This is a genomic window from Paracoccus pacificus (genome assembly GCF_042680785.1).
GTDB lineage: Bacteria > Pseudomonadota > Alphaproteobacteria > Rhodobacterales > Rhodobacteraceae > Paracoccus > Paracoccus pacificus.
In genome coordinates, this window is record NZ_JBHUEN010000043.1 from 443,411 (window position 1) to 461,159 (window position 17,749).

A 17,749-nucleotide genomic window follows, 5' to 3' on the forward strand; every position below is an offset into this window, starting at 1 on the left:
GCAGCCCTACCACATCGAGGCGGCGGCGCGGGCGGGCCAAGCCTTGTCGTATTCCGTGCCGCCAACGCGGCCTTCGGTCAGCCGCGCCAGTATCTGGCCCGGGGTGGGAAGGCCGGCGGAATCGTCCTGTCCCGCCCACAGCGCCGCGCGGATGACGGCGCGGGCGCATTGGAAATAGACCTCGGCCACGTTCAGCACGATGACCGTGCGGGGCGGTTTGCCGTCGCGCGCAAAGCTGTCGCGCAGGCCCGCGTCATCGGTCACCCGCGCGCTGCCGTTCACGCGGATGACATTGCCCGAGCCGCGGACCATGAACATCAGGCTGGCCCGGCCGTCGCGGGTGATGTTCTTCAGGCTGTCGATCCGGTCATTGCCGCGCCAGTCGGGCAGGGCGATATGGCCGGGATCCAATATCCGCACCACCGGCCCGTCATCGCCGCGCGGGCTGGCGTCGGTGCCTTCGGGTCCGACGGTCGACAGCACGCAGAAGCGCGCCCGTTCGATAAAGGCGGCATAGTCGGGGGTTATCCGGTCGCTGACCTTCTCGACCGAGGCCGGGCCGGGCGTGCCGTAAAGCCGCGCCAGGTCTTCGGGTTTCAGCCAGTTCATCCTCGGTCCCTTTCGCGCCTCGCCGCCTTGTCGCGCTGCGCCGCCTTTTCGCGCTGCGCCGCCTTTTCGCGCTCCGCCGACGGGCCGGGCCTATCCCCTGAACCCGGCCTCGGCCATCAGACGGTCGCTGTTTGTCTCGATCTGGGTGGTAAGCTGGGCCATGAACGCGTCCTCGGTCAACCCGGTGGCGATTTCCGGCAGAAATTCCAGGATCGGACGCCCCGGACGGATCGGATAGCCCTTCTTGGGCCAGAACAGGCCCATGTTCACCGCAACCGGAACGCAGGGCAGATCGGTCTGGGAATAGATGACGCCGACGCCATGCTTATAGCGACGACGCTCGCCGGGGCGGGTGCGGGTGCCCTCGGGGTAGATGATCAACTGGCCAAGGCTGTTGCTGGCGTCGCGTTTCCGCACCTCGTCCACGATCAGCGCCATGGCGTCCGATCCGCGCGAACGGTCGATGGGGATGCAGCCGACGCGATAGGCGAACCAGCCCATGATCGGCACCCGGAGGATTTCCTTTTTCATGATGAAAATCCGGTGCGGGCAGTGATAGGCCAGCGTCAGGATGTCCAGAAAGCTTTGATGTTTCGAGGCGACGATGCAGTCGCGGGTCGGGGGCGTGCCGCGCACCTCGACCTGAATGCCGAGATGCCAGCGGATCGCCCGCATCATCTGGCCCAGCCAGACGGTCGCCACGCGGTTGGCCCCGTCGCGCTGGAACAAGGCGCTTGGCAGGCCGCCGATGCCCAGAACCAGCGTGGAAAGCGCGATATCCACATAGAACATCGCCGTGCGCAGCCAGGTCAGCGGGCTGACCTTGCCCGGATGATAGGTCTGGTCGGCGCGCGGGGACGCGGTCTTGCGATCGGTCTGTCGGGACATCAGCGCACCTCGGCCAGCACTCGCAACGCAGCCCAGCGGGTGGCAAAGAACCCGACCGCGGCGGCGACCACCGGGATCAGCAGCGGCAGGATCCAGCCCGCGCCCTGAAAGCCCAGCCCGGTCAGAAAACCGCCAGCCTGATCCAGATCGGGCAGCATCCATACCGCCAGCATCCCCAGCAGCGTACCGGCCAGCGCCCCAAGCGCGGCGCGGCGGGTGAACCGGCGCACGAAAGCGGTGGCGATGGTGATGTCCCGCGCCCCGATCAGCCGCAGCACGCGGATCACCTGCTCATTGGCGGCAAGCGAGGCTTTCGCGGCCAGCGTGATCATCGCGCCCGCCGCACCCGCGATCAGCAACAACGAAAAATAGCCAAGCATCCGCAGCCGGTTCGCCGCCGAAACCAGCGGTTGCCGCCAGCGGGTGTGATCATCCAGCGTGGCCCCCGGCGCCTCGGCCGCAAGGCGCATGCGCAGCCCTTCGGAATCGAAGCCTTCGCCATCCTCGACCACTTCGACAAGCCGCGGAACGGGCAGCGCGTCGACCGGCACATCGGGGCCGAACCATGGCGCCAGAAGCCGTTCCATCTCGGCGTCGTTCAGCACCCGGGACGAGGCGATGCCGGGCGTGGTTCTCAGCACCTCCTGCACGGCGGCGGTCTGGCTGTCCAGTTGGTCAGCCGGGGCCGAGATCCGCACCGTCATAGTTTGGGCCAGCGCCTCGGACCAGCGATCCGCCAGCCGCCCCGAGGCCAGCGACAAGGCCAGCGCGAACACCGCCAGAAAGGCCATGGCCCCCGCCGTGAACAATGTCAGTTGGGCGGTAAAGCCGGTGGGCGGGACGATCCGGTCCACGCCCCCGACATCGCGCCGGGTCAGGCCGCGCCACAGGGCGCCGAAATCAATCGACCGCAGATCACGTATCATAGGTCCGCCCCCGCCAGATGCAGCCGCTTGCCCTGAATGCGCAACACCCGCGCGGCCACCTGCGCCTTGGCGGCACGGATCAGGTTCAGGTCATGGGTGGCGATCAACACGGTTTTGCCCGAGCGGTTCAGCTCGATCAGCAATTGCAGAAGCCGCATGGACATGTCCCAGTCCAGATTGCCGGTCGGCTCATCCGCCAGCACCATTTCCGGCGACATGATCACCGCGCGGGCCAGTGCCGCGCGCTGTCTTTCGCCGCCCGAAAGCGCGGCCGGCATCGCGCGCGCATGACCGATAAGCTCGACCCATCCCAAAAGCTCTTTCAGCGCGGGAATCTCGACCGGTTTGCCCGAAATCACCATCGGCAGGGTAACGTTTTCGGCCAAGGGCAGATGGTCCAGAAACTGGCAATCCTGATGCACGACCCCGATTCGGCGGCGCAGCGCGGCGATGCCGTCGCGGTCAAGCTCGGTCACCGGCTGTTCGAACACCGTCATCGCGCCCGCCGTCGGCAACAGATCCGCATAACACAGCCGCAGGAACGTGGTCTTGCCCGACCCGGACGGTCCGGTCAGGAAATGAAACGAGCCCGGCGGCAGTTGCAGCGACATATCGGTCAACAACTCGCCGCCGCCGCGATAGCCGAAGGCCACGTTCTGCATTTCGATCACGGTAACGATTCTCCTGCTCTGGTCCGGTCTTCTTGGAACCCGATCCGTCGCTTGCTACAACAGGACGAAGACGATTGCCAGAAAGGCCGAAAGGGTCCGACGATGCGCCTGACGTGCCCGCGCTGCGGCGCCAATTATCAGATTGCCGACGATCTGATCCCGGCCGAGGGCCGCGAGGTCGAATGTTCGGCATGCGGGAACGTCTGGCAGCAACCCGGCCGGCGCGAGGCGACATCGGGCACCTTGCTTCTGCCCGACCCCGCGCCGCTGCTGAGCCGTCCGTTAAGCGAAAGCATCCTGTCGGTGCTGCGCGAGGAAGCCGCCCGCGAAATCGACGCGCGAAACGCCGAACGCAAGGCGGCCGGGCGTGATGGTGAGGTGCGGGAAGCCGCAGCCACGGACGACCTTCGGCGTGGGCAGGGGGCGCAGGTCAGCGGCCCGGACCCGGATATCTGGCTGCGCGACACCGGCGTGCGCCCAAGCGGCCGTCAGCGGGATACGGCCGCATATGACGATGCGGCGGCGCAGATCGGCCCGACCCGGTCGCTGCCGGAAAAGACCCCGGCGATGCCTGCGCCCACGCCCGTGCGAGAGGCCGCACCGGCCGTCAGCCCGGCTCCTGTCGTCGCCCCCGCGCAAGCCGTCGCCGTCGCAGGGGCGGCGGAAACCTCCCCCGCAGCGCAGCCGCCGGTCGCCATGACGCCGGGAGGCGCCCGGGGGTCCGGTTATGGCCGTGGCTTCGGTCTGGCGGTGGGGGTAAGCCTTCTGCTGATCGGGGGCTATTTTGCGCTGCCCTTCGCCGATGCCTCGACACCCGCAGGCGCGCGGGCGCACGCGCTCCGCATCCAGATCGACGAGGGCCGGCTGTGGTTGCACGACCGGGTCGCCGCGCTGACCGGATGGTCGCGCTGACGGCGGTGGTTTGACGGATCCGCGTTGCCGCGCGTGGTTTCAAGGCACGCGGTGTCAGCCCGGCGTTGGTCCAAGTGGGCCGCCAAGTGGACCGCCAAAAGGACCGGGGCGGCGTTCCTCGGACAGCATCACATTCGCCTCGACCTGTCCCACCCCGGGCAGCGTCATGATCCGGCGTCGCAGGATACGTTCGAAATCGGCGATGTCGCGGGCCACCACGCGCAGCCGGTAATCGAACTGTCCCAGCACGTGCTGCACGACCTGCACCTCGGGGATCGCGGTCACGGCGCGTTCGAAATCATCAAGCCCGACCCGACCCCGCGCGGCCAGCTTTATACCCAGAAACACCGTCACGCCAAACCCCAGCGCCGCCTGATCCACGACGACGCGGCGGCCGACGAACACGCCGGCGTCCTCCAGCCGTTTGATCCGCCGCCATGCGGCCGGCTGGGTCATGCCAAGCGCGCGCCCGACGCCGGCGGCGCCAAGCGTCGCGTCCGCTGCAAGCAGCCGCAGGATCGCCCGGTCGGTGTCGTCAAGGCTGACCGGCACGCTCACAACGCGACCCCGGCGGTGTCCTTGATGGTCGAGACCAGCATCAGCGCGTCGATATCGGTGACATGGGGCAGGGTCAGGATGCTGTCCCGATAGACCTGCTGCCAATGGGCCATGTCGCGCGCGATCACCGACAGGCGCAGATCGACGCTGCCCAGAAAAGTCTGGATTTCGGTCACCTCGGGCACCTCGCGCGCGGCGGCGACGAAATCGTCAAAGGCGCGGGGCTCGGTCTTGTCCAGCGTGAAGCGCAGGCTGACCTGCACCTCCCACCCGAGGGCGCGCCAGTCGATCACCGTTTCCTCGGAGCGGATCACGCCGGTGGCGCGCAGCTTCTCCAGCCGTCGCCAGCAGGTCGCCGAGGTCACATTGGCCCGGGCGGCAAGCTGGGCATTCGATATGCCGGGGTCGGCCAGCAGGTGGCGCAGGATACGGCGGTCGGTGTCGTCAGGCATGAATATTTCATTATACGAACAATATTAGCATGACAATCGCTACAAATGACCAAAAACCGGAAATTTTGCACGGGAAGTCGGGTGACATTAGCCTAGAAAGCCTGTCGGAACATTTAGGAAAGGACGCCTCATGCGCGTTTATTATGATCGCGATTGCGATGTGAACCTGATCAAGGACAAGAAGATCGCCATTCTGGGCTATGGCAGCCAGGGGCATGCCCATGCGCTGAACCTGCGCGATTCCGGCGCCAAGAACGTGGTCATCGCGCTGCGCGACGGCTCTCCCTCGGCGAAGAAGGCCGAAGCGGAAGGGCTGAAGGTCATGGGGATCGAGGAAGCGGCGAAATGGGCTGACCTGATCATGTTCACCATGCCCGACGAGCTTCAGGCCGAAACCTACAAGAAATACGTGCACGACAACCTGCGCGAGGGCGCCGCGATCGCCTTTGCCCACGGTCTGAACATCCACTTTGGGCTGATCGAGCCCAAGCCCGGCGTCGACGTGATCATGATGGCGCCGAAAGGCCCTGGTCACACCGTGCGCGGCGAATATGTCAAGGGCGGCGGCGTGCCCTGTCTGGTGGCGGTCAACAACGACGCCTCGGGCAAGGCGCTGGATCTGGCGCTTTCCTATTGCTCGGCGATCGGCGGCGGCCGCTCGGGCATCATCGAGACCGATTTCCGCGAGGAATGCGAAACCGACCTGTTCGGCGAGCAGGCGGTTCTGTGCGGCGGTCTGGTCGAGCTGATCCGCATGGGCTTCGAGACGCTGGTCGAGGCCGGTTATGAACCCGAAATGGCCTATTTCGAGTGCCTGCACGAAGTGAAGCTGATCGTCGACCTGATCTATGAAGGCGGCATCGCCAACATGAACTATTCGATCTCGAACACCGCCGAATACGGCGAATATGTCTCCGGCCCGCGCATCCTGCCCTATGAGGAAACCAAGGCGCGCATGAAGGCGGTGCTGCGCGACATCCAGACCGGCAAGTTCGTGCGCGACTTCATGCAGGAAAACACGGTCGGCCAGCCCTTCTTCAAGGCGACCCGCCGGATCAACGACGAACACCAGATCGAGCAGGTCGGTGCGAAACTGCGCGAGATGATGCCCTGGATCTCCAAGGGCAAGATGGTCGACCGCGCGCGGAACTAATCCTGTCCCTGCGCGGAAGCGCGATCCGAAAACGCAAAGCCCCGCCTTCATCCGGCGGGGCTTTTGCATGCGGGATTTTCGCGGCGGACGGACGCCTTTTGACTTTTTCGTGATCTGGCCGCAAGCTGGTGCAGGATGGCAGGGAAGGGGAAAGGATGCGGTTCAGAATACTGATCGGCATGGTTCTTTTTGCCTCACCCGGTTGGGCCTATGTCTCGGGCGAGGGGCAGAGTTATGACGGCACCTGCAATGCGGACGGTGTCGTTCTGAAATCGCAGGCCGAGGTGACGCGCCCTGTCGGTAGCGGCGCAAAGGCGCAGACGCCGGCGGGGCCCGAGGTCATCTATCTGGGCCGAAGCTGCGACGCCTATTCCAAGGCTTTCGGTGAAGGCACATGGGGCTGGGCGAACGGCGGTTTTCTGGTCACCTTTCCCGGCCATGAGATCGGCTTTCCCCGGCAAGAGGTCTATTGCCCCGATGGCGGCCCTCAGCCTGACATGACCGGCTGCACGCTGCCTTAGTCGGATCGGAGTGCGGTATCGCCGGACGCGGTGAGGGGTCGCCGAGTTCTGCGGTCATGCATCAGAAAACGGCGCGGGACGAAGCGGCCGTTACGCAGTTCGCCCGGGTCTTGGCGGATTGGGTCCGGTCAAAGGGCGTTCGACGCAGATCGGACGCAGCGAGAAATTCGACCGGATCTGCGAAACGTTATCAATCGTCAAAATATGATCCGTAAGGACGCGTTCGTAAGCCTTCAGGTCCTCGACCACCAGCTCAATCAGGAAATCCGCGTCGCCCGACACCATGTGGCACGCGACAAGCCCGGGAATCGCAGACAGACTCGCTTCGACAACGCGCGCGTCATGCTGCGAGTGCCGGCCTACCTTGATTTCGACGAAAACGGTCAGCGACAACCCAAAGGCGTCGCGGTTTATCACCGCCTTGTAGCCGTCAATGACACCCTGTTCTTCCAGAAACTTAACGCGCCGGAGGCATGGCGAAGGTGACAGCCCCACGCGCTCGGCAAGATCGACGTTGCTGAGTCTGCCGTCTTCTTGCAGCGCCGCAATGATCTTGTAGTCGATTGCATCCATATTGGCAGTATCTGCCATAAGTAGTTACCGAGAACAACAGATATGCCAATTTATGCCTGAATGGTCGCCATCTTTGGTCGGACCTGCCACGGGGTTGCATGCTATCGTTGCCCCACGTCTGGGGTCTCGCCCGGCGGTTCCGATGGAAGGACGCACAACGATGATCAGCCGCATTTGGCACGGCTATACCACCCCCGAGAATGCCGAAAAATATCAGGCCATTGTGACGGACGAGGTGATTCCGGGCATTCTGGAAATGCACATTCCCGGCTTCGAGCGGATCGAATTGTTCCGAAAAGACCGCGACACCGATGTGGAGTTCATCACCGTGATGTGGTTCCGGGATATTGCGTCCGTTCGCGCCTTCGTTGGCGAAGACTACGAGAGATGCCATGTTCCGGCGCGGGCGCGCGCTGTGCTGTCGCGATTCGACGCGCGGTCCCAGCACTATCAGGTGCTTTTGGAGCGAACGGCCATTCAACCGCCTGTTTCAACGAAGCGCCCGTCATCGGCGTGATGTCTTTTGACCGCCCCGGTGAGGTCCAGGTGGCGCTGAAAGCCTTGATGATTTGATCCCGGCCGATATGCCGGTCAGGTCATCGGTCGGAAAGCCAGACCTGACCGACAGCCGCCCGAAAGGTCCGCCCGAACGCCGCCGTTTGATTCGGTCGACCCCGGCGCGGGCCGCGCCCGGCCCGGCGTACCGGTCAGGGCTGCCGGGTGATGTCCCGGTCGACGATGCCCAGCCGGACCAACTCCTCGGTGTCGCAGCGGTGGCTGATGCATTTGCGTGATTTCATTGCAAGGATCGCGGTCAGGACGCCGATCAGACCTGCAATGGCCGTGCCCGTTTTGCGAAGGGCAGTCGTCATGTTAGTGTCGCTTTCTGTCGTTTTCAGACGCGGGCATATGATCGCCGGGGCGGAAAAAATCAACCCGCAACGATCACGCAGCCGTTATGCATAGGACACAAGGCTGCGGCGGGATGCAAGACCCCGCGCGCGCCTGTCGCCCGGGTTCACAGCGGCAGTTCGGTCGTCGCCTTGATTTCTTCCATGGAAAGCAACGCTGTAACGTTGTGAATTTTCACCTCGGAAATCAGCGATTGATAGAAGCGGTCATAGGCCCGGGCGTTACGCACCTGCACTTTCAGGATATAGTCGATATCGCCCGCCAGCCGGTGCGCCTCGACCACCTCGGGGCGGGCGCGCAGCGCCTCCACAAAGGCCTTCGCCCATTCCACGTCATGTTCGCTGGTGCGGATCAGGACAAAGAAACACGCGTCCAGACCAAGCGATTCGGGGTCCAGAATCGTGGTCTGCTTGCGGATCACCCCGGCCTCGCGCAGCTTGCGAATCCGGTTCCATACCGGGGTCTTGGACGCCCCCACGCGCCGGGCGATATCGTCAAGCGAAAGCGATGCGTCCTGCTGTAGCTGGCGAAGGATTTTCCGGTCAATTTCGTCAAGCTGGACGACTTTCTGCAGGTCCGAGCCGTTTTCGGAACCTTTTTCCGTGTTCTTGGCTGACATGTGCCGCTTCGTCCTTATCTGCGCGGGGCTATGGCGCAAATACAGAACTTTTTTCTATATTACAGTCAACCCGAAAGGACAGGATATGAGCCGCAGCTTTACCCCTTCGCCCGCCACGCCCGCCGTCGTCACCGCCAATGATCTGCGCATCGGCGAAGTGGTCTGGATGTGCGCCGACGGTTGGACGAACGATCCACGCGCGGCCACCATCTATGAGGATGAGGCGATCGCCGATCTGGCGCTGCTGGACGCCATCGCCCAGTCGAACATCGTGATCGACCCCTATCTGGCCGAGGTCAGGCGCGGCCCGAACGGTCCCGAACCGACCCATTTCCGCGAGGATTTCCGCCGTCGCGGTCCGTCCAATTATTTCCACGGCAAGCAGGCCGAGCTGACCCAGGATAACGCCAATGTTTGATGTTCAGACCTTCGATGCCGAACAGGATCAGGCTTACCTGCATCACCGCTCGGCCCAGTTTCGCGATCAGGTCGCCCGCCGTCTGGACGGCAGCCTGACCGAGGCCGAGTTTCGGCCGCTGCGCCTGATGAACGGCGTTTATCTGCAATTGCACGCCTACATGCTGCGGATCGCAATCCCCTATGGTTCGTTGAACCCCGGCCAGATGCGGCAACTGGCGATGATCGCCGATCGTTGGGATCGGGGGTATGGCCACTGGACCACACGGACGAACCTTCAATTCCACTGGCCGAAGCTCGTCGATATTCCGGACATGCTGGACGCGCTGGCCGATGTCGGTCTGCACGCGATCCAGACCAGCGGCAACACGATCCGCAACACCACGACCGATGCCTTTGCCGGCGCCGCCGCGGATGAGGTCACCGACCCGCGCCCCTATGCCGAGCTGATCCGCAAATGGTCGACCGACCATGCCGAATTCCAGTTCCTGCCGCGCAAGTTCAAGATCGCCATTTCCGCCGGCGCCGAAGATCGTGCCGTGGTCCCCGCCCATGACATCGGGCTGCGCCTGCGCCGCAACGATGCCGGCGAGATCGGCTTTCAGGTCTGGGTCGGCGGCGGGCTGGGCCGCACCCCTCTGCTGGGTCAGGTGATCCGCGAGTTTCTGCCCGAGGCCGACCTGCTGCCCTATCTAGAGGCGATCATCGCGGTCTATAACCTCTCCGGGCGTCGTGACAACAAATACAAGGCCCGGATCAAGATCACCGTGGCCGAGCGCGGGCTGGATGTCATTCGGGACGAGGTCGAGGCCGAATTCCTGCTGCGTCGCGCGGCGTTCACCGGCGCGGACGAGGCGCTGCTGGACCATTATCGCCGCCGCTTCGCCGCCCCCGATTTCGCGCCCGGCGGGACCGCCGTTTTCGACGCCGCGCTGGCCAGCAACCCGGCCTTCCATTCGTGGGTCGACACCAACGTCTCGGCGCATCGCGTTCCGCATTACGCCAGCATCACCGTGACGCTGAAGGCGCCGGGTGCGACGCCGGGCGATTGCACCTCGGACCAGATGCGTCTGCTGGCCGATCTGGCCGAGAAATACGGCCATTCCGATCTGCGCATCGCCCATGACCAGAACGTCGTGCTGCCGCATGTGCGGCGCGACGACCTGCCGGCCGTTTACGCCGCTTTGCGCGAACTGGATCTGGCGACCGCGAACGCCGGTCTGCTGACCGATATCATCGCTTGCCCGGGCATGGATTATTGCACGCTGGCCACCGCCCGCTCGATCCCGATCGCGCAGGACATCGCCGCGCATTTCCGGGAAAAGGGGCTCGAGGATGAAATCGGTCGGATGAACATCCGCATCTCGGGCTGCATCAACGCCTGCGGTCACCACCATCTGGGCCATATCGGCATTCTGGGGCTGGATCGCGCCGGGGTCGAGAACTATCAGATCACGCTGGGCGGCGACGGCTATGACATCCCCGCCATCGGGCAGCGCGCCGGCGCGGGCTTTCCCGCCGAAGAGGTGGTTCCGGCCATCGACCGCGTGATGGCGGCCTATCTGGAACTGCGCGAGGATGCTTCCGAACGTTTCATCGACGCCTACCGTCGGCTGGGTCCGGCGCCCTTCAAGGCCGCGCTTTACCCGGAAGGCGGTCGGCATGCTGGATAGCACGCTGTCGCTGGAAGAACGCGCCGCCGCGCTGAACCATCGCTATCGCCATCACGCGGCGACCGAGGTTCTGCGCCGCGCGCTGACCGACCCGGATCTGGGGAACGTGGCGCTGGTGTCGTCCTTTGGGTCCGAGTCGGTGGTGCTGTTGCACATGATCGCCACCGTCTCGCCCGGCACGCCGGTGCTGTTCATCGACACCCAGATGCTGTTTCCCGAAACCCTGGCCTATCAAGCCGAGGTCGCCGAAAAACTGCGCTTGACCGATCTGCGCATCATTCGCGCCAGTGAAGCGGAGATCGCGCGTCACGATCCCGATGGCGACCTGCATCAATATGACACCGACGCCTGCTGCGATTTCCGCAAGACGGTGCCGCTGGAACGGGCGCTGTCGGGCTTTGACGCATGGATCACCGGGCGCAAGCGGTTTCAGGGCGGCCAGCGCACCGCGTTGCAGTTCTTCGAGCCCGAGCAACCCGCGCGCCTGCGGATCAACCCGCTGGCCCATTGGCGCCCCGAGGATGTGCGCGACTATATGGACGAAAACAACCTGCCGCGGCATCCGCTGGTGGCCAAGGGCTATGCCTCGATCGGTTGTGCGCCCTGCACCAGCCCTGTCAAACCGGGCGAGGATCCGCGCGCAGGCCGTTGGCGTGGAAGTAAAAAAACCGAATGCGGTATTCACTTTATCGGCGGCAAGATGGTCCGCGTAGGAGCAGAGGCATGACCCAGATCACCGAAACGCCCGTACTGGCGCGCGACGACGGCTTTCACCCCGTCGACGCCGAGGCCCGGATTTCTCTGGCCCCCGACACCGACCCGGCCACGCTGGCCGATCATCTGGCGCTGGACCTGATCGCGGTCGAATTTCCGGCGACCACCGACGGGCGCGGATTTTCCCTGGCGCGCCGGCTGCGCGAGCTTGGCTATGCCGGGCAGCTGCGGGCGACGGGGCGGCTGATCGCCGATCAATATGCCATGGCCCGCCGCGTCGGCTTTGACGAGGTCGAGGTCGCCGCCGATATCGCGGCCCGCCAGCCTGCCGCGCAATGGATCGCGCGCGCCGATTGGCGGCAATGGGACCACCGATCCCAACTCGCCGGCTGATTTCGGGGTTTCGCCGCCCCTGAACCTTGCCTAGAACCGATGGACGAACCTATGACGCTAGATCTGACGCTGAACGTGACCACTGAAAACGCCCCCGCTGCACCCGCCAAGGTGACGATGCCCGACGCCCAGACCGTGACCTCGGTCCGGCACTGGACGGATTCGCTGTTCTCCTTCCGCGTGTCCCGCCCGCAGACGCTGCGTTTCCGCTCGGGTGAGTTCGTGATGATCGGTCTGCCGGGCGACAACGGCAAACCGCTGCTGCGTGCCTATTCCATCGCCAGCCCGAACTGGGACGAAGAGCTGGAATTCTATTCGATCAAGGTGCCGGACGGCCCGCTGACCTCGCGGCTTCAGCATATCAAGCCGGGCGACCAGATCATCCTGCGGCCGAAGCCGGTCGGCACGCTGGTGCTGGATGCGCTTCTGCCCGGCAAGCGGCTGTGGTTTCTGGCCACCGGCACCGGCCTTGCGCCCTTCGCCAGCCTGATGCGCGACCCCGAGACCTATGAGCGGTACGAGCAGGTCGTGATGATGCACACCTGCCGCACCGCGGCCGAGCTTGAATATGGCCGCAAGCTGGTCGAATCGCTGGAAAGCGATCCGCTGATCGGCGAGTTCGTGGCCGGCCGGCTGCTGTATTACCCCACCACCACGCGCGAGGATTCGCCCTTCATGGGTCGGATCACCGACAACCTGACCTCGGGCAAGGCCTTGGCGGATCTGGACCTGCCGCCCATCGACCCGGCCAACGACCGCGCCATGGTCTGCGGCAGCCTTGCCTTCAATCAGGACGTGAAAGAGGTGCTCGAGGGCTTTGGCCTGCGCGAGGGGGCGAATTCCGAGCCGCGCGAATATGTGGTGGAAAAGGCATTCGTCGGCGACGGCGTCTGACACTGGCCGCGACAGGCAGTAGAAAACCGCCCCGACGCAGTTGCGCGGGGCGGTTTTTTCGTGACTACACCCCGGGCAGCAGGTCAGGGTTCCAGACGATGTCCCAAAGATGCCCGTCAGGATCGCGGAAATAGCCGGCATAACCGCCATAGAACGTATCTTGGGCGGGGTTCACCACTGTCGCCCCGGCACGCGCGGCTGCGTCCATGATCTGATCGACCTCGGCCCGGTCGTTGACATTATGGCCGATGGTGAAGGCGGTCGGGCTGGCAGGCCTCACCGGCAATCCGGTGTCATGGGCGATATCGGCCTGCGCCCAAAGCGCCAGCTTCACCCCGCCGGAAAGATCGAAGAAGGCCACCGCACCATGCGCATATTCCTTTCCGATGATGCCTTGGGTCGGCAGCCCAAGCCCGTCGCGATAGAAGGCGACGGCACGGTCCAGATCGGCCACGCCGAGGGTAAGAACCGAGATACTTGCTTTCATAACATGCCCTTTCTATCAGCATCCGCCCCATGCGGACGCCTTGATAGTCTTGGGCCGTTGCTGTCAACGGAAGGACCGCAGAACGCGGGGCCGGGCCAACCTTCCCGAACCTAACCTGTTTCAGACAGCCCCTATTCTATGCCGGTCGCGCCGGCTAGGCAAAACAAAACCGCCCCGACGCATCGGCGCGGGGCGCGGTTTTGTGTTTGGGACGGGTCGTCGCGGTCACAATCGGCCGCGATCCGGCGTTGATCTCAGCTGTTCAGCGACATCGGCTTTTCGCCGCCGGGCGGCAGTCCGAACAGCCGCCTGATCCAGTTCAGGAACGCTCCGTACGGGCGGCCCAGCGCGATCATCATCACCGCCGCACCAAGCACGCCCCGCAGCAGGCCGCCCCCGGTGGCACCGCTGAACGCGATGATGGCGGCGTAGATCGGGACCTGAAAGCTCATCAGCGCCAAGCTGTCCCAGAGCATCCGGGACAGCCGGGTTTTCTTGGCGTGCCGCATCATCCAGTCGCGCCACATGCCGTAAGGCCGTCCCACGGGGATCATCAGAACGCCGCCCAGAAGGCGTGCATGAAAGACCTGTTCCCAGGTCATGCCCGCGATGAAACGCTCATTGATGATGCCGGTCGTGGTGAAGAACAGGATCAAGGCCAGCGTATCGGCGAAATAGGCCCGCGCGCTGGTCGATCGGTTCGCCGTATCCGCCACGTGATGTTTCCCCCAAGATCAGCTTACCGCAATCGCCCGAAGACCCGCATCACCCCGCGAAGCAGGCTCGCACATCACCTTTCGACTGCGGCAACCTGACCCCGGGTCAGTTCAAATACTTCTCGGGGTCGACGCTGTCGAAGCCTTTGCGCACCTCGAAATGGACGACGCCTTTCGATTGCGCCTTGCCAAGCGACGCGCCCGAACTGACCGACTGGCCCTTTTTGACCGCGACGGTCTCCAGCCCCTGATAGACGGTCAAAAGGCCGCCGTCATGGCGCACGACGACGATGGGCACGCCGTTCACATCCTTGGTGATGGCCGCGACCGTGCCGGAACCGGCCGCCGCCACCGACGCGCCCGGCGCGGCCGAGATGTCGATACCCTCGTTCTTGCCCTTGCTGTAGGTGCGGATGATCGAGCCGTTGACCGGCATGCGGAAACGGCCGCTGCCCGAGGCCGCCGTGCGGGTCTTGCCCAGATCCGGCGCGGCCGATTTGTCGACGGGTTTCGAGGCCGGCTCGGTCTTTTCCTTCGGCAGCGGGTCCGAGGCCGAGGGCGGCGTCGGGGTCGGGCTGCCCGCGCCCGGTGCGCTGACCGTTGTGCTGGCGGGCGGTTTGGCCCCCGCGATCGGGATCATCAGCATCTGCCCGGTCCGCAGGCTCATGTCGGTGGACAAGCCGTTCCAGCTTGCCAGATCGTTCACGTTGACATTGTATGTGCGCGCAATCGACCACGCGGTTTCCCCCGCCGCCACCCGATGCTGTTTCGGGGTCGCGGTGGCTGCGGGCTGGGCCGACGCGCCGCCGGATGAGGGGGGCAGGGTGGTGCTGCTGACCGTGCCCGTACCGGCCGATCCGGCGGTGGGCGTGGTGGCGCCGGTCTGGCCGGCGAAGGGATCGCGCACCAGCCCGGTGCCGCTGGTATTGCCGGCCGGCGCGCCGGCGGCAACCCGGGTCGGCAGGGCCACGATCGCACCGGGGTTCAGGGGCGCATTGGCATCGATGGCGTTATAGCTCGCCAATTGTCCCGCGTTCAGCCCCAGCCGCGCGGCGATGCTGCTGACCGTGTCGCCATTGCGGGCAACCGCGACCTGATAGCCGGGATAGGAAATCACCCCGCGCTGATCCGGCGCGGCGCGGGGCACCGCCGTCGATGCCGCCGTCGCGGTTTCCAGCCCGCCACGGCCGAAGCCGCGCAGATCGGGGTCGAATGTGCCATTGGCGTTACAGGCGGCCAGCAACAAGACCGAGGCGCCGCCCAAAACGGTCAGGGTCTTACGTGCCCGCGAAAGGGGAAATGCCATCTGCCATCCTCATTTATTCTTTTGTTCTTGTCGTTTTTATCGTTTTTATGCCGTCATTGCCCCGTGCGGCCGGATCACCCATGCGGCGGATCAGTCCGATCCCAACCCCTCGACCAGCGGGACGAAGCGCACCGCCCGCATCTCGTCATAGGTAAAACCGCGTTCGGTCCTGACCACCCGGATCAAATTCTGCACCGCGTCGGACTGACCGACCGGCACCACCATGATACCGCCGATTTTCAACTGTGCCAACAGCGGGTTGGGCGGGTCCTCGGCGGCGGCGGTCACAAGTATGCGGTCGAAAGGCGCCTGATCGGGCAGCCCGCGCGATCCGTCGGCGACCTGCGCGGTGATGTTTGAAAGGTTCAGGGCGCGGAATACGGCTTCGGCCTCGTTCACCAGACGGCGGTGCCGGTCGACGGTATAGACCCGGCGGCACAGGCAGGACAGGATCGCCGCCTGATAGCCCGAGCCGGTGCCGACCTCCAGCACGGTGTCACGCGGCCGCACCTCCAGCGCCTGGGTCATCAGCCCGACGACCGAGGGCTGGCTGATGGTCTGGCCGCAGGCGATGGGCAGGGGCGTATCCTCATAGGCGCGCTCGGCAAAGACGCCGCGCACGAACATGCCGCGGTCGATCCGCTCCATCGCGTTCAGAACCCTGCCGTCCGTCACCCCGCGCGATCGCAACGCGAAAAGAAAGCGCATCTTTTGCTCGGCCAGATCAGGGGTGTCGCCGTCTGTGCCCATGCCGGCCTATGCCTCCACAGCGTCGTCGGCTAGACGCCCGGCCAGATCGGCCAGCGTCCGGTGGCAGGTCAGATCGGCGCGCATCGGGGTGACCGAGATGTGGCCGTCCAAGTTGGCCATGACGTCCGAGCCGGGCGTCGCCTCGACATCCTGCGGCCCGCCCGAGATCCACAGGAACCGCCTGCCGTTCGGCGCCACATGCGGGGATACGCCAAAGCCGACGCCGCCGCGCTTGCCTTGCGGGACCACACGCGCGGGCCGGGTATTGGCGGCCGAAAGCGGCGGGAAATTGACGTTGTAGAACAGCCGGAAATCGGCGTCGGTATCCCAGATACCCTTGTCCAGCAGCCGCCGGACGACGGCGGGGCCGTGGACCAATGCGCTTTCGAACGGGTTTTCGAGGCTGCGGGTCTCGGCACCCATATACTGGGACAGGGCAATCGCGGGCAGGCCCTGAAGTGCCGCCTCCATCGCGCCGCCGATCGTGCCGGAATACATCACATTCTCGCCCGAGTTATTGCCGCGGTTCACCCCCGAAAGCACCAGATCCGGCAGGTTCCCGGACATGACATCGCCAATGGCCGCGAGCACGCAATCGGCCGGGCTGCCTTCGGCCGCATAGCGGCGGGGCGACAGTTCGGCGATCATGGTGGGGTGGGTATAGCTGATGCAATGGCCGACGCCCGATTGTTCGAAAGCCGGAGCGACGGTCCAGACCTCGCCGTTTGGTCCGGCGACTTCGGCGGCGATACGTGCCAGCACCTCAAGCCCCGGAGCGTTGATGCCATCGTCATTGGTGATGAGAATACGCATGTTTTACCCCCGGGCCGTCTCAACCCTGATTAGCCCTGCAATCCCGGCAGGTAAAGGCGATGCGGGGCGAAAACGCGGCTGTTTTGGGGCTAAGACGCGCTTGCGGGGCTAAATACCGGCCTCGGTCAGCAGCCGCTCGGCCTCGGTCGCGCAGGGCGTCAGGGCGGCGCGATCCTCGCCGGGGAAAAACCGGGCGCGCGTCGCGGTCGGCATCGGGGCCGGTGTCGCGACCGTGACCCTGGGTCCCAGCCGCGCGCCCTCGGCCGCCCAACTGCGCGCCAGCGCGATTTGCGCCGCCTTGGTGGCGCCATATGCGCCGAAATAGCTTTGCCCGGCCCGGGGGTCGGCGAAGAACATCGCCTGACCCTGCCGCGCCAGCAGCAGCGGATGGATCAACCCGATCAGCCCCTGCGTGGTCAGCACGTTGACCGACAGCGACTTGTCCCAATCCTTGCCGTCGATCTGCGGCGTGGGCGCAAGCGGTGCCGCATGGATGGCCGTATGCGCCCAAAGATCAAGGCCCTTCCAGCGGTCGGCGACGGCCTTGACCAGTTGCCCCATCGCTTCGGGGGTGCTGGCGTCCATCGGCGCAAGCGTGGCCGTTCCGCCCGCCGCGCGAATCCGGTCGTCCAGTTCCTCCAGCGCGCCGATGGTCCGCGCCACCGCCAATATATGCCATCCGCGCCGGCCCAAGGCCTCGGCCAAAGCGGCGCCCAATCCACGCGACGCGCCGGTGATCAGCGCGATTTTCTGAGTGTTCTCGGTCATTGCCGCCAAATGCCACCGCAGCGT

Annotated in this window: 24 protein-coding genes; 9 read left to right on the forward strand and 15 right to left on the reverse strand. The window is 65.0% G+C overall.

Annotation, left to right across the window (positions count from 1 at the left end; genetic code table 11):
- Positions 1–6 precede the first annotated feature (6 nt).
- The 4 genes from ACFSCT_RS14615 to ACFSCT_RS14630 form a co-directional block, all read right to left on the reverse strand.
- The gene (locus tag ACFSCT_RS14615; RefSeq protein ID WP_379143897.1) at positions 7–609 is read right to left on the reverse strand and encodes a pyridoxamine 5'-phosphate oxidase family protein; all 603 of its coding nucleotides are present in this window, start codon (positions 607–609) and stop codon (positions 7–9) included.
- A gap of 90 nt (positions 610–699) precedes the next feature.
- The gene (locus ACFSCT_RS14620) at positions 700–1,497 is read right to left on the reverse strand and encodes a lysophospholipid acyltransferase family protein (RefSeq protein ID WP_379143898.1); all 798 of its coding nucleotides are present in this window, start codon (positions 1,495–1,497) and stop codon (positions 700–702) included.
- Positions 1,497–2,423, reverse strand: a complete 927-nt coding sequence (locus ACFSCT_RS14625) for a cell division protein FtsX (protein ID WP_379143900.1) — start codon at positions 2,421–2,423, stop codon at positions 1,497–1,499. The genes ACFSCT_RS14620 and ACFSCT_RS14625 overlap by 1 nt, the downstream gene beginning before the upstream one ends.
- Positions 2,420–3,094, reverse strand: coding sequence for a cell division ATP-binding protein FtsE (locus tag ACFSCT_RS14630; protein ID WP_379143902.1), 675 nt, complete (start codon positions 3,092–3,094; stop codon positions 2,420–2,422). The genes ACFSCT_RS14625 and ACFSCT_RS14630 overlap by 4 nt, the downstream gene beginning before the upstream one ends.
- 102 nt (positions 3,095–3,196) lie before the next feature.
- Between ACFSCT_RS14630 and ACFSCT_RS14635 the strand changes: the two genes are divergently transcribed.
- Positions 3,197–4,006, forward strand: a complete 810-nt coding sequence (locus tag ACFSCT_RS14635) for a zinc-ribbon domain-containing protein (RefSeq protein WP_379143903.1) — start codon at positions 3,197–3,199, stop codon at positions 4,004–4,006.
- 54 nt (positions 4,007–4,060) lie between these two features.
- Here the strand turns inward: ACFSCT_RS14635 and ACFSCT_RS14640 are convergent, their stop codons facing one another.
- Both ACFSCT_RS14640 and ACFSCT_RS14645 read right to left on the reverse strand, forming a co-directional pair.
- The gene (locus tag ACFSCT_RS14640; protein ID WP_379143905.1) at positions 4,061–4,564 is read right to left on the reverse strand and encodes an Lrp/AsnC family transcriptional regulator; all 504 of its coding nucleotides are present in this window, start codon (positions 4,562–4,564) and stop codon (positions 4,061–4,063) included.
- Positions 4,561–5,016, reverse strand: a complete 456-nt coding sequence (locus tag ACFSCT_RS14645) for an Lrp/AsnC family transcriptional regulator (protein WP_379143907.1) — start codon at positions 5,014–5,016, stop codon at positions 4,561–4,563. The genes ACFSCT_RS14640 and ACFSCT_RS14645 overlap by 4 nt, the downstream gene beginning before the upstream one ends.
- A 130-nt stretch (positions 5,017–5,146) precedes the next feature.
- Between ACFSCT_RS14645 and ilvC the strand changes: the two genes are divergently transcribed.
- The gene (ilvC, locus tag ACFSCT_RS14650; protein ID WP_379143908.1) at positions 5,147–6,169 is read left to right on the forward strand and encodes a ketol-acid reductoisomerase; all 1,023 of its coding nucleotides are present in this window, start codon (positions 5,147–5,149) and stop codon (positions 6,167–6,169) included.
- Positions 6,170–6,324: 155 nt separating this feature from the next.
- The gene (locus tag ACFSCT_RS14655) at positions 6,325–6,690 is read left to right on the forward strand and encodes a hypothetical protein (RefSeq protein ID WP_379143910.1); all 366 of its coding nucleotides are present in this window, start codon (positions 6,325–6,327) and stop codon (positions 6,688–6,690) included.
- A 90-nt stretch (positions 6,691–6,780) separates the two neighbouring features.
- Here ACFSCT_RS14655 and ACFSCT_RS14660 read toward each other — a convergent pair whose 3' ends face one another.
- Entirely contained in the window at positions 6,781–7,281 is a 501-nt protein-coding gene (locus tag ACFSCT_RS14660) for an Lrp/AsnC family transcriptional regulator (RefSeq protein ID WP_379143912.1), read from the reverse strand.
- Positions 7,282–7,423: 142 nt separating this feature from the next.
- Between ACFSCT_RS14660 and ACFSCT_RS14665 the strand changes: the two genes are divergently transcribed.
- Positions 7,424–7,780 (forward strand): hypothetical protein, encoded by a 357-nt coding sequence (locus tag ACFSCT_RS14665; RefSeq protein WP_379143914.1) that lies wholly within the window; start codon positions 7,424–7,426, stop codon positions 7,778–7,780.
- 190 nt (positions 7,781–7,970) lie between these two features.
- On the opposite strand, the gene ACFSCT_RS14670 is transcribed toward ACFSCT_RS14665, so the two are convergent.
- Both ACFSCT_RS14670 and ACFSCT_RS14675 read right to left on the reverse strand, forming a co-directional pair.
- Positions 7,971–8,135 (reverse strand): hypothetical protein, encoded by a 165-nt coding sequence (locus ACFSCT_RS14670; protein WP_379143915.1) that lies wholly within the window; start codon positions 8,133–8,135, stop codon positions 7,971–7,973.
- Positions 8,136–8,281: 146 nt separating this feature from the next.
- Positions 8,282–8,794, reverse strand: coding sequence for an Lrp/AsnC family transcriptional regulator (locus ACFSCT_RS14675; RefSeq protein WP_379143916.1), 513 nt, complete (start codon positions 8,792–8,794; stop codon positions 8,282–8,284).
- Positions 8,795–8,879: 85 nt separating this feature from the next.
- On the opposite strand from ACFSCT_RS14675, the gene ACFSCT_RS14680 reads away from it, so the two are divergent.
- The 5 genes from ACFSCT_RS14680 to ACFSCT_RS14700 are packed head-to-tail and all read left to right on the forward strand — an operon-like array spanning position 8,880 to position 12,885.
- Entirely contained in the window at positions 8,880–9,212 is a 333-nt protein-coding gene (locus ACFSCT_RS14680; protein ID WP_379143918.1) for a DUF2849 domain-containing protein, read from the forward strand.
- On the forward strand, positions 9,205–10,884 hold the full coding sequence (locus ACFSCT_RS14685; RefSeq protein ID WP_379143920.1) for a nitrite/sulfite reductase: 1,680 nt from the start codon (positions 9,205–9,207) through the stop codon (positions 10,882–10,884). Before ACFSCT_RS14680 ends, ACFSCT_RS14685 begins: the two co-directional genes overlap by 8 nt.
- Positions 10,874–11,611 carry a phosphoadenylyl-sulfate reductase gene (locus ACFSCT_RS14690; RefSeq protein ID WP_379143922.1) on the forward strand — a complete coding sequence of 246 codons (738 nt, stop codon included), beginning with the start codon at positions 10,874–10,876 and terminating at the stop codon, positions 11,609–11,611. The genes ACFSCT_RS14685 and ACFSCT_RS14690 overlap by 11 nt, the downstream gene beginning before the upstream one ends.
- Complete coding sequence (locus tag ACFSCT_RS14695; protein WP_379143923.1) at positions 11,608–11,991, forward strand: DUF934 domain-containing protein; 384 nt, start codon at positions 11,608–11,610, stop codon at positions 11,989–11,991. The genes ACFSCT_RS14690 and ACFSCT_RS14695 overlap by 4 nt, the downstream gene beginning before the upstream one ends.
- Positions 11,992–12,042: 51 nt before the next feature.
- A complete protein-coding gene (locus ACFSCT_RS14700; protein WP_379143925.1) occupies positions 12,043–12,885 on the forward strand; it encodes a ferredoxin--NADP reductase in 843 nt (280 codons plus the stop codon).
- A gap of 64 nt (positions 12,886–12,949) precedes the next feature.
- On the opposite strand, the gene ACFSCT_RS14705 is transcribed toward ACFSCT_RS14700, so the two are convergent.
- From ACFSCT_RS14705 to ACFSCT_RS14730, 6 genes are all read right to left on the reverse strand, one after another.
- Entirely contained in the window at positions 12,950–13,372 is a 423-nt protein-coding gene (locus tag ACFSCT_RS14705) for a VOC family protein (protein WP_379143926.1), read from the reverse strand.
- Positions 13,373–13,626: 254 nt separating this feature from the next.
- Positions 13,627–14,088, reverse strand: a complete 462-nt coding sequence (gene alaE, locus ACFSCT_RS14710; protein WP_379143928.1) for an L-alanine exporter AlaE — start codon at positions 14,086–14,088, stop codon at positions 13,627–13,629.
- 106 nt (positions 14,089–14,194) lie between these two features.
- Positions 14,195–15,394, reverse strand: a complete 1,200-nt coding sequence (locus ACFSCT_RS14715; RefSeq protein WP_379143930.1) for a LysM peptidoglycan-binding domain-containing protein — start codon at positions 15,392–15,394, stop codon at positions 14,195–14,197.
- A gap of 90 nt (positions 15,395–15,484) precedes the next feature.
- Entirely contained in the window at positions 15,485–16,144 is a 660-nt protein-coding gene (locus ACFSCT_RS14720) for a protein-L-isoaspartate(D-aspartate) O-methyltransferase (protein ID WP_379143932.1), read from the reverse strand.
- A gap of 6 nt (positions 16,145–16,150) precedes the next feature.
- Positions 16,151–16,957, reverse strand: a complete 807-nt coding sequence (gene surE, locus ACFSCT_RS14725; protein WP_379143934.1) for a 5'/3'-nucleotidase SurE — start codon at positions 16,955–16,957, stop codon at positions 16,151–16,153.
- 108 nt (positions 16,958–17,065) lie between these two features.
- Positions 17,066–17,725 carry an SDR family NAD(P)-dependent oxidoreductase gene (locus ACFSCT_RS14730; RefSeq protein WP_379143936.1) on the reverse strand — a complete coding sequence of 220 codons (660 nt, stop codon included), beginning with the start codon at positions 17,723–17,725 and terminating at the stop codon, positions 17,066–17,068.
- Positions 17,726–17,749 lie beyond the last annotated feature (24 nt).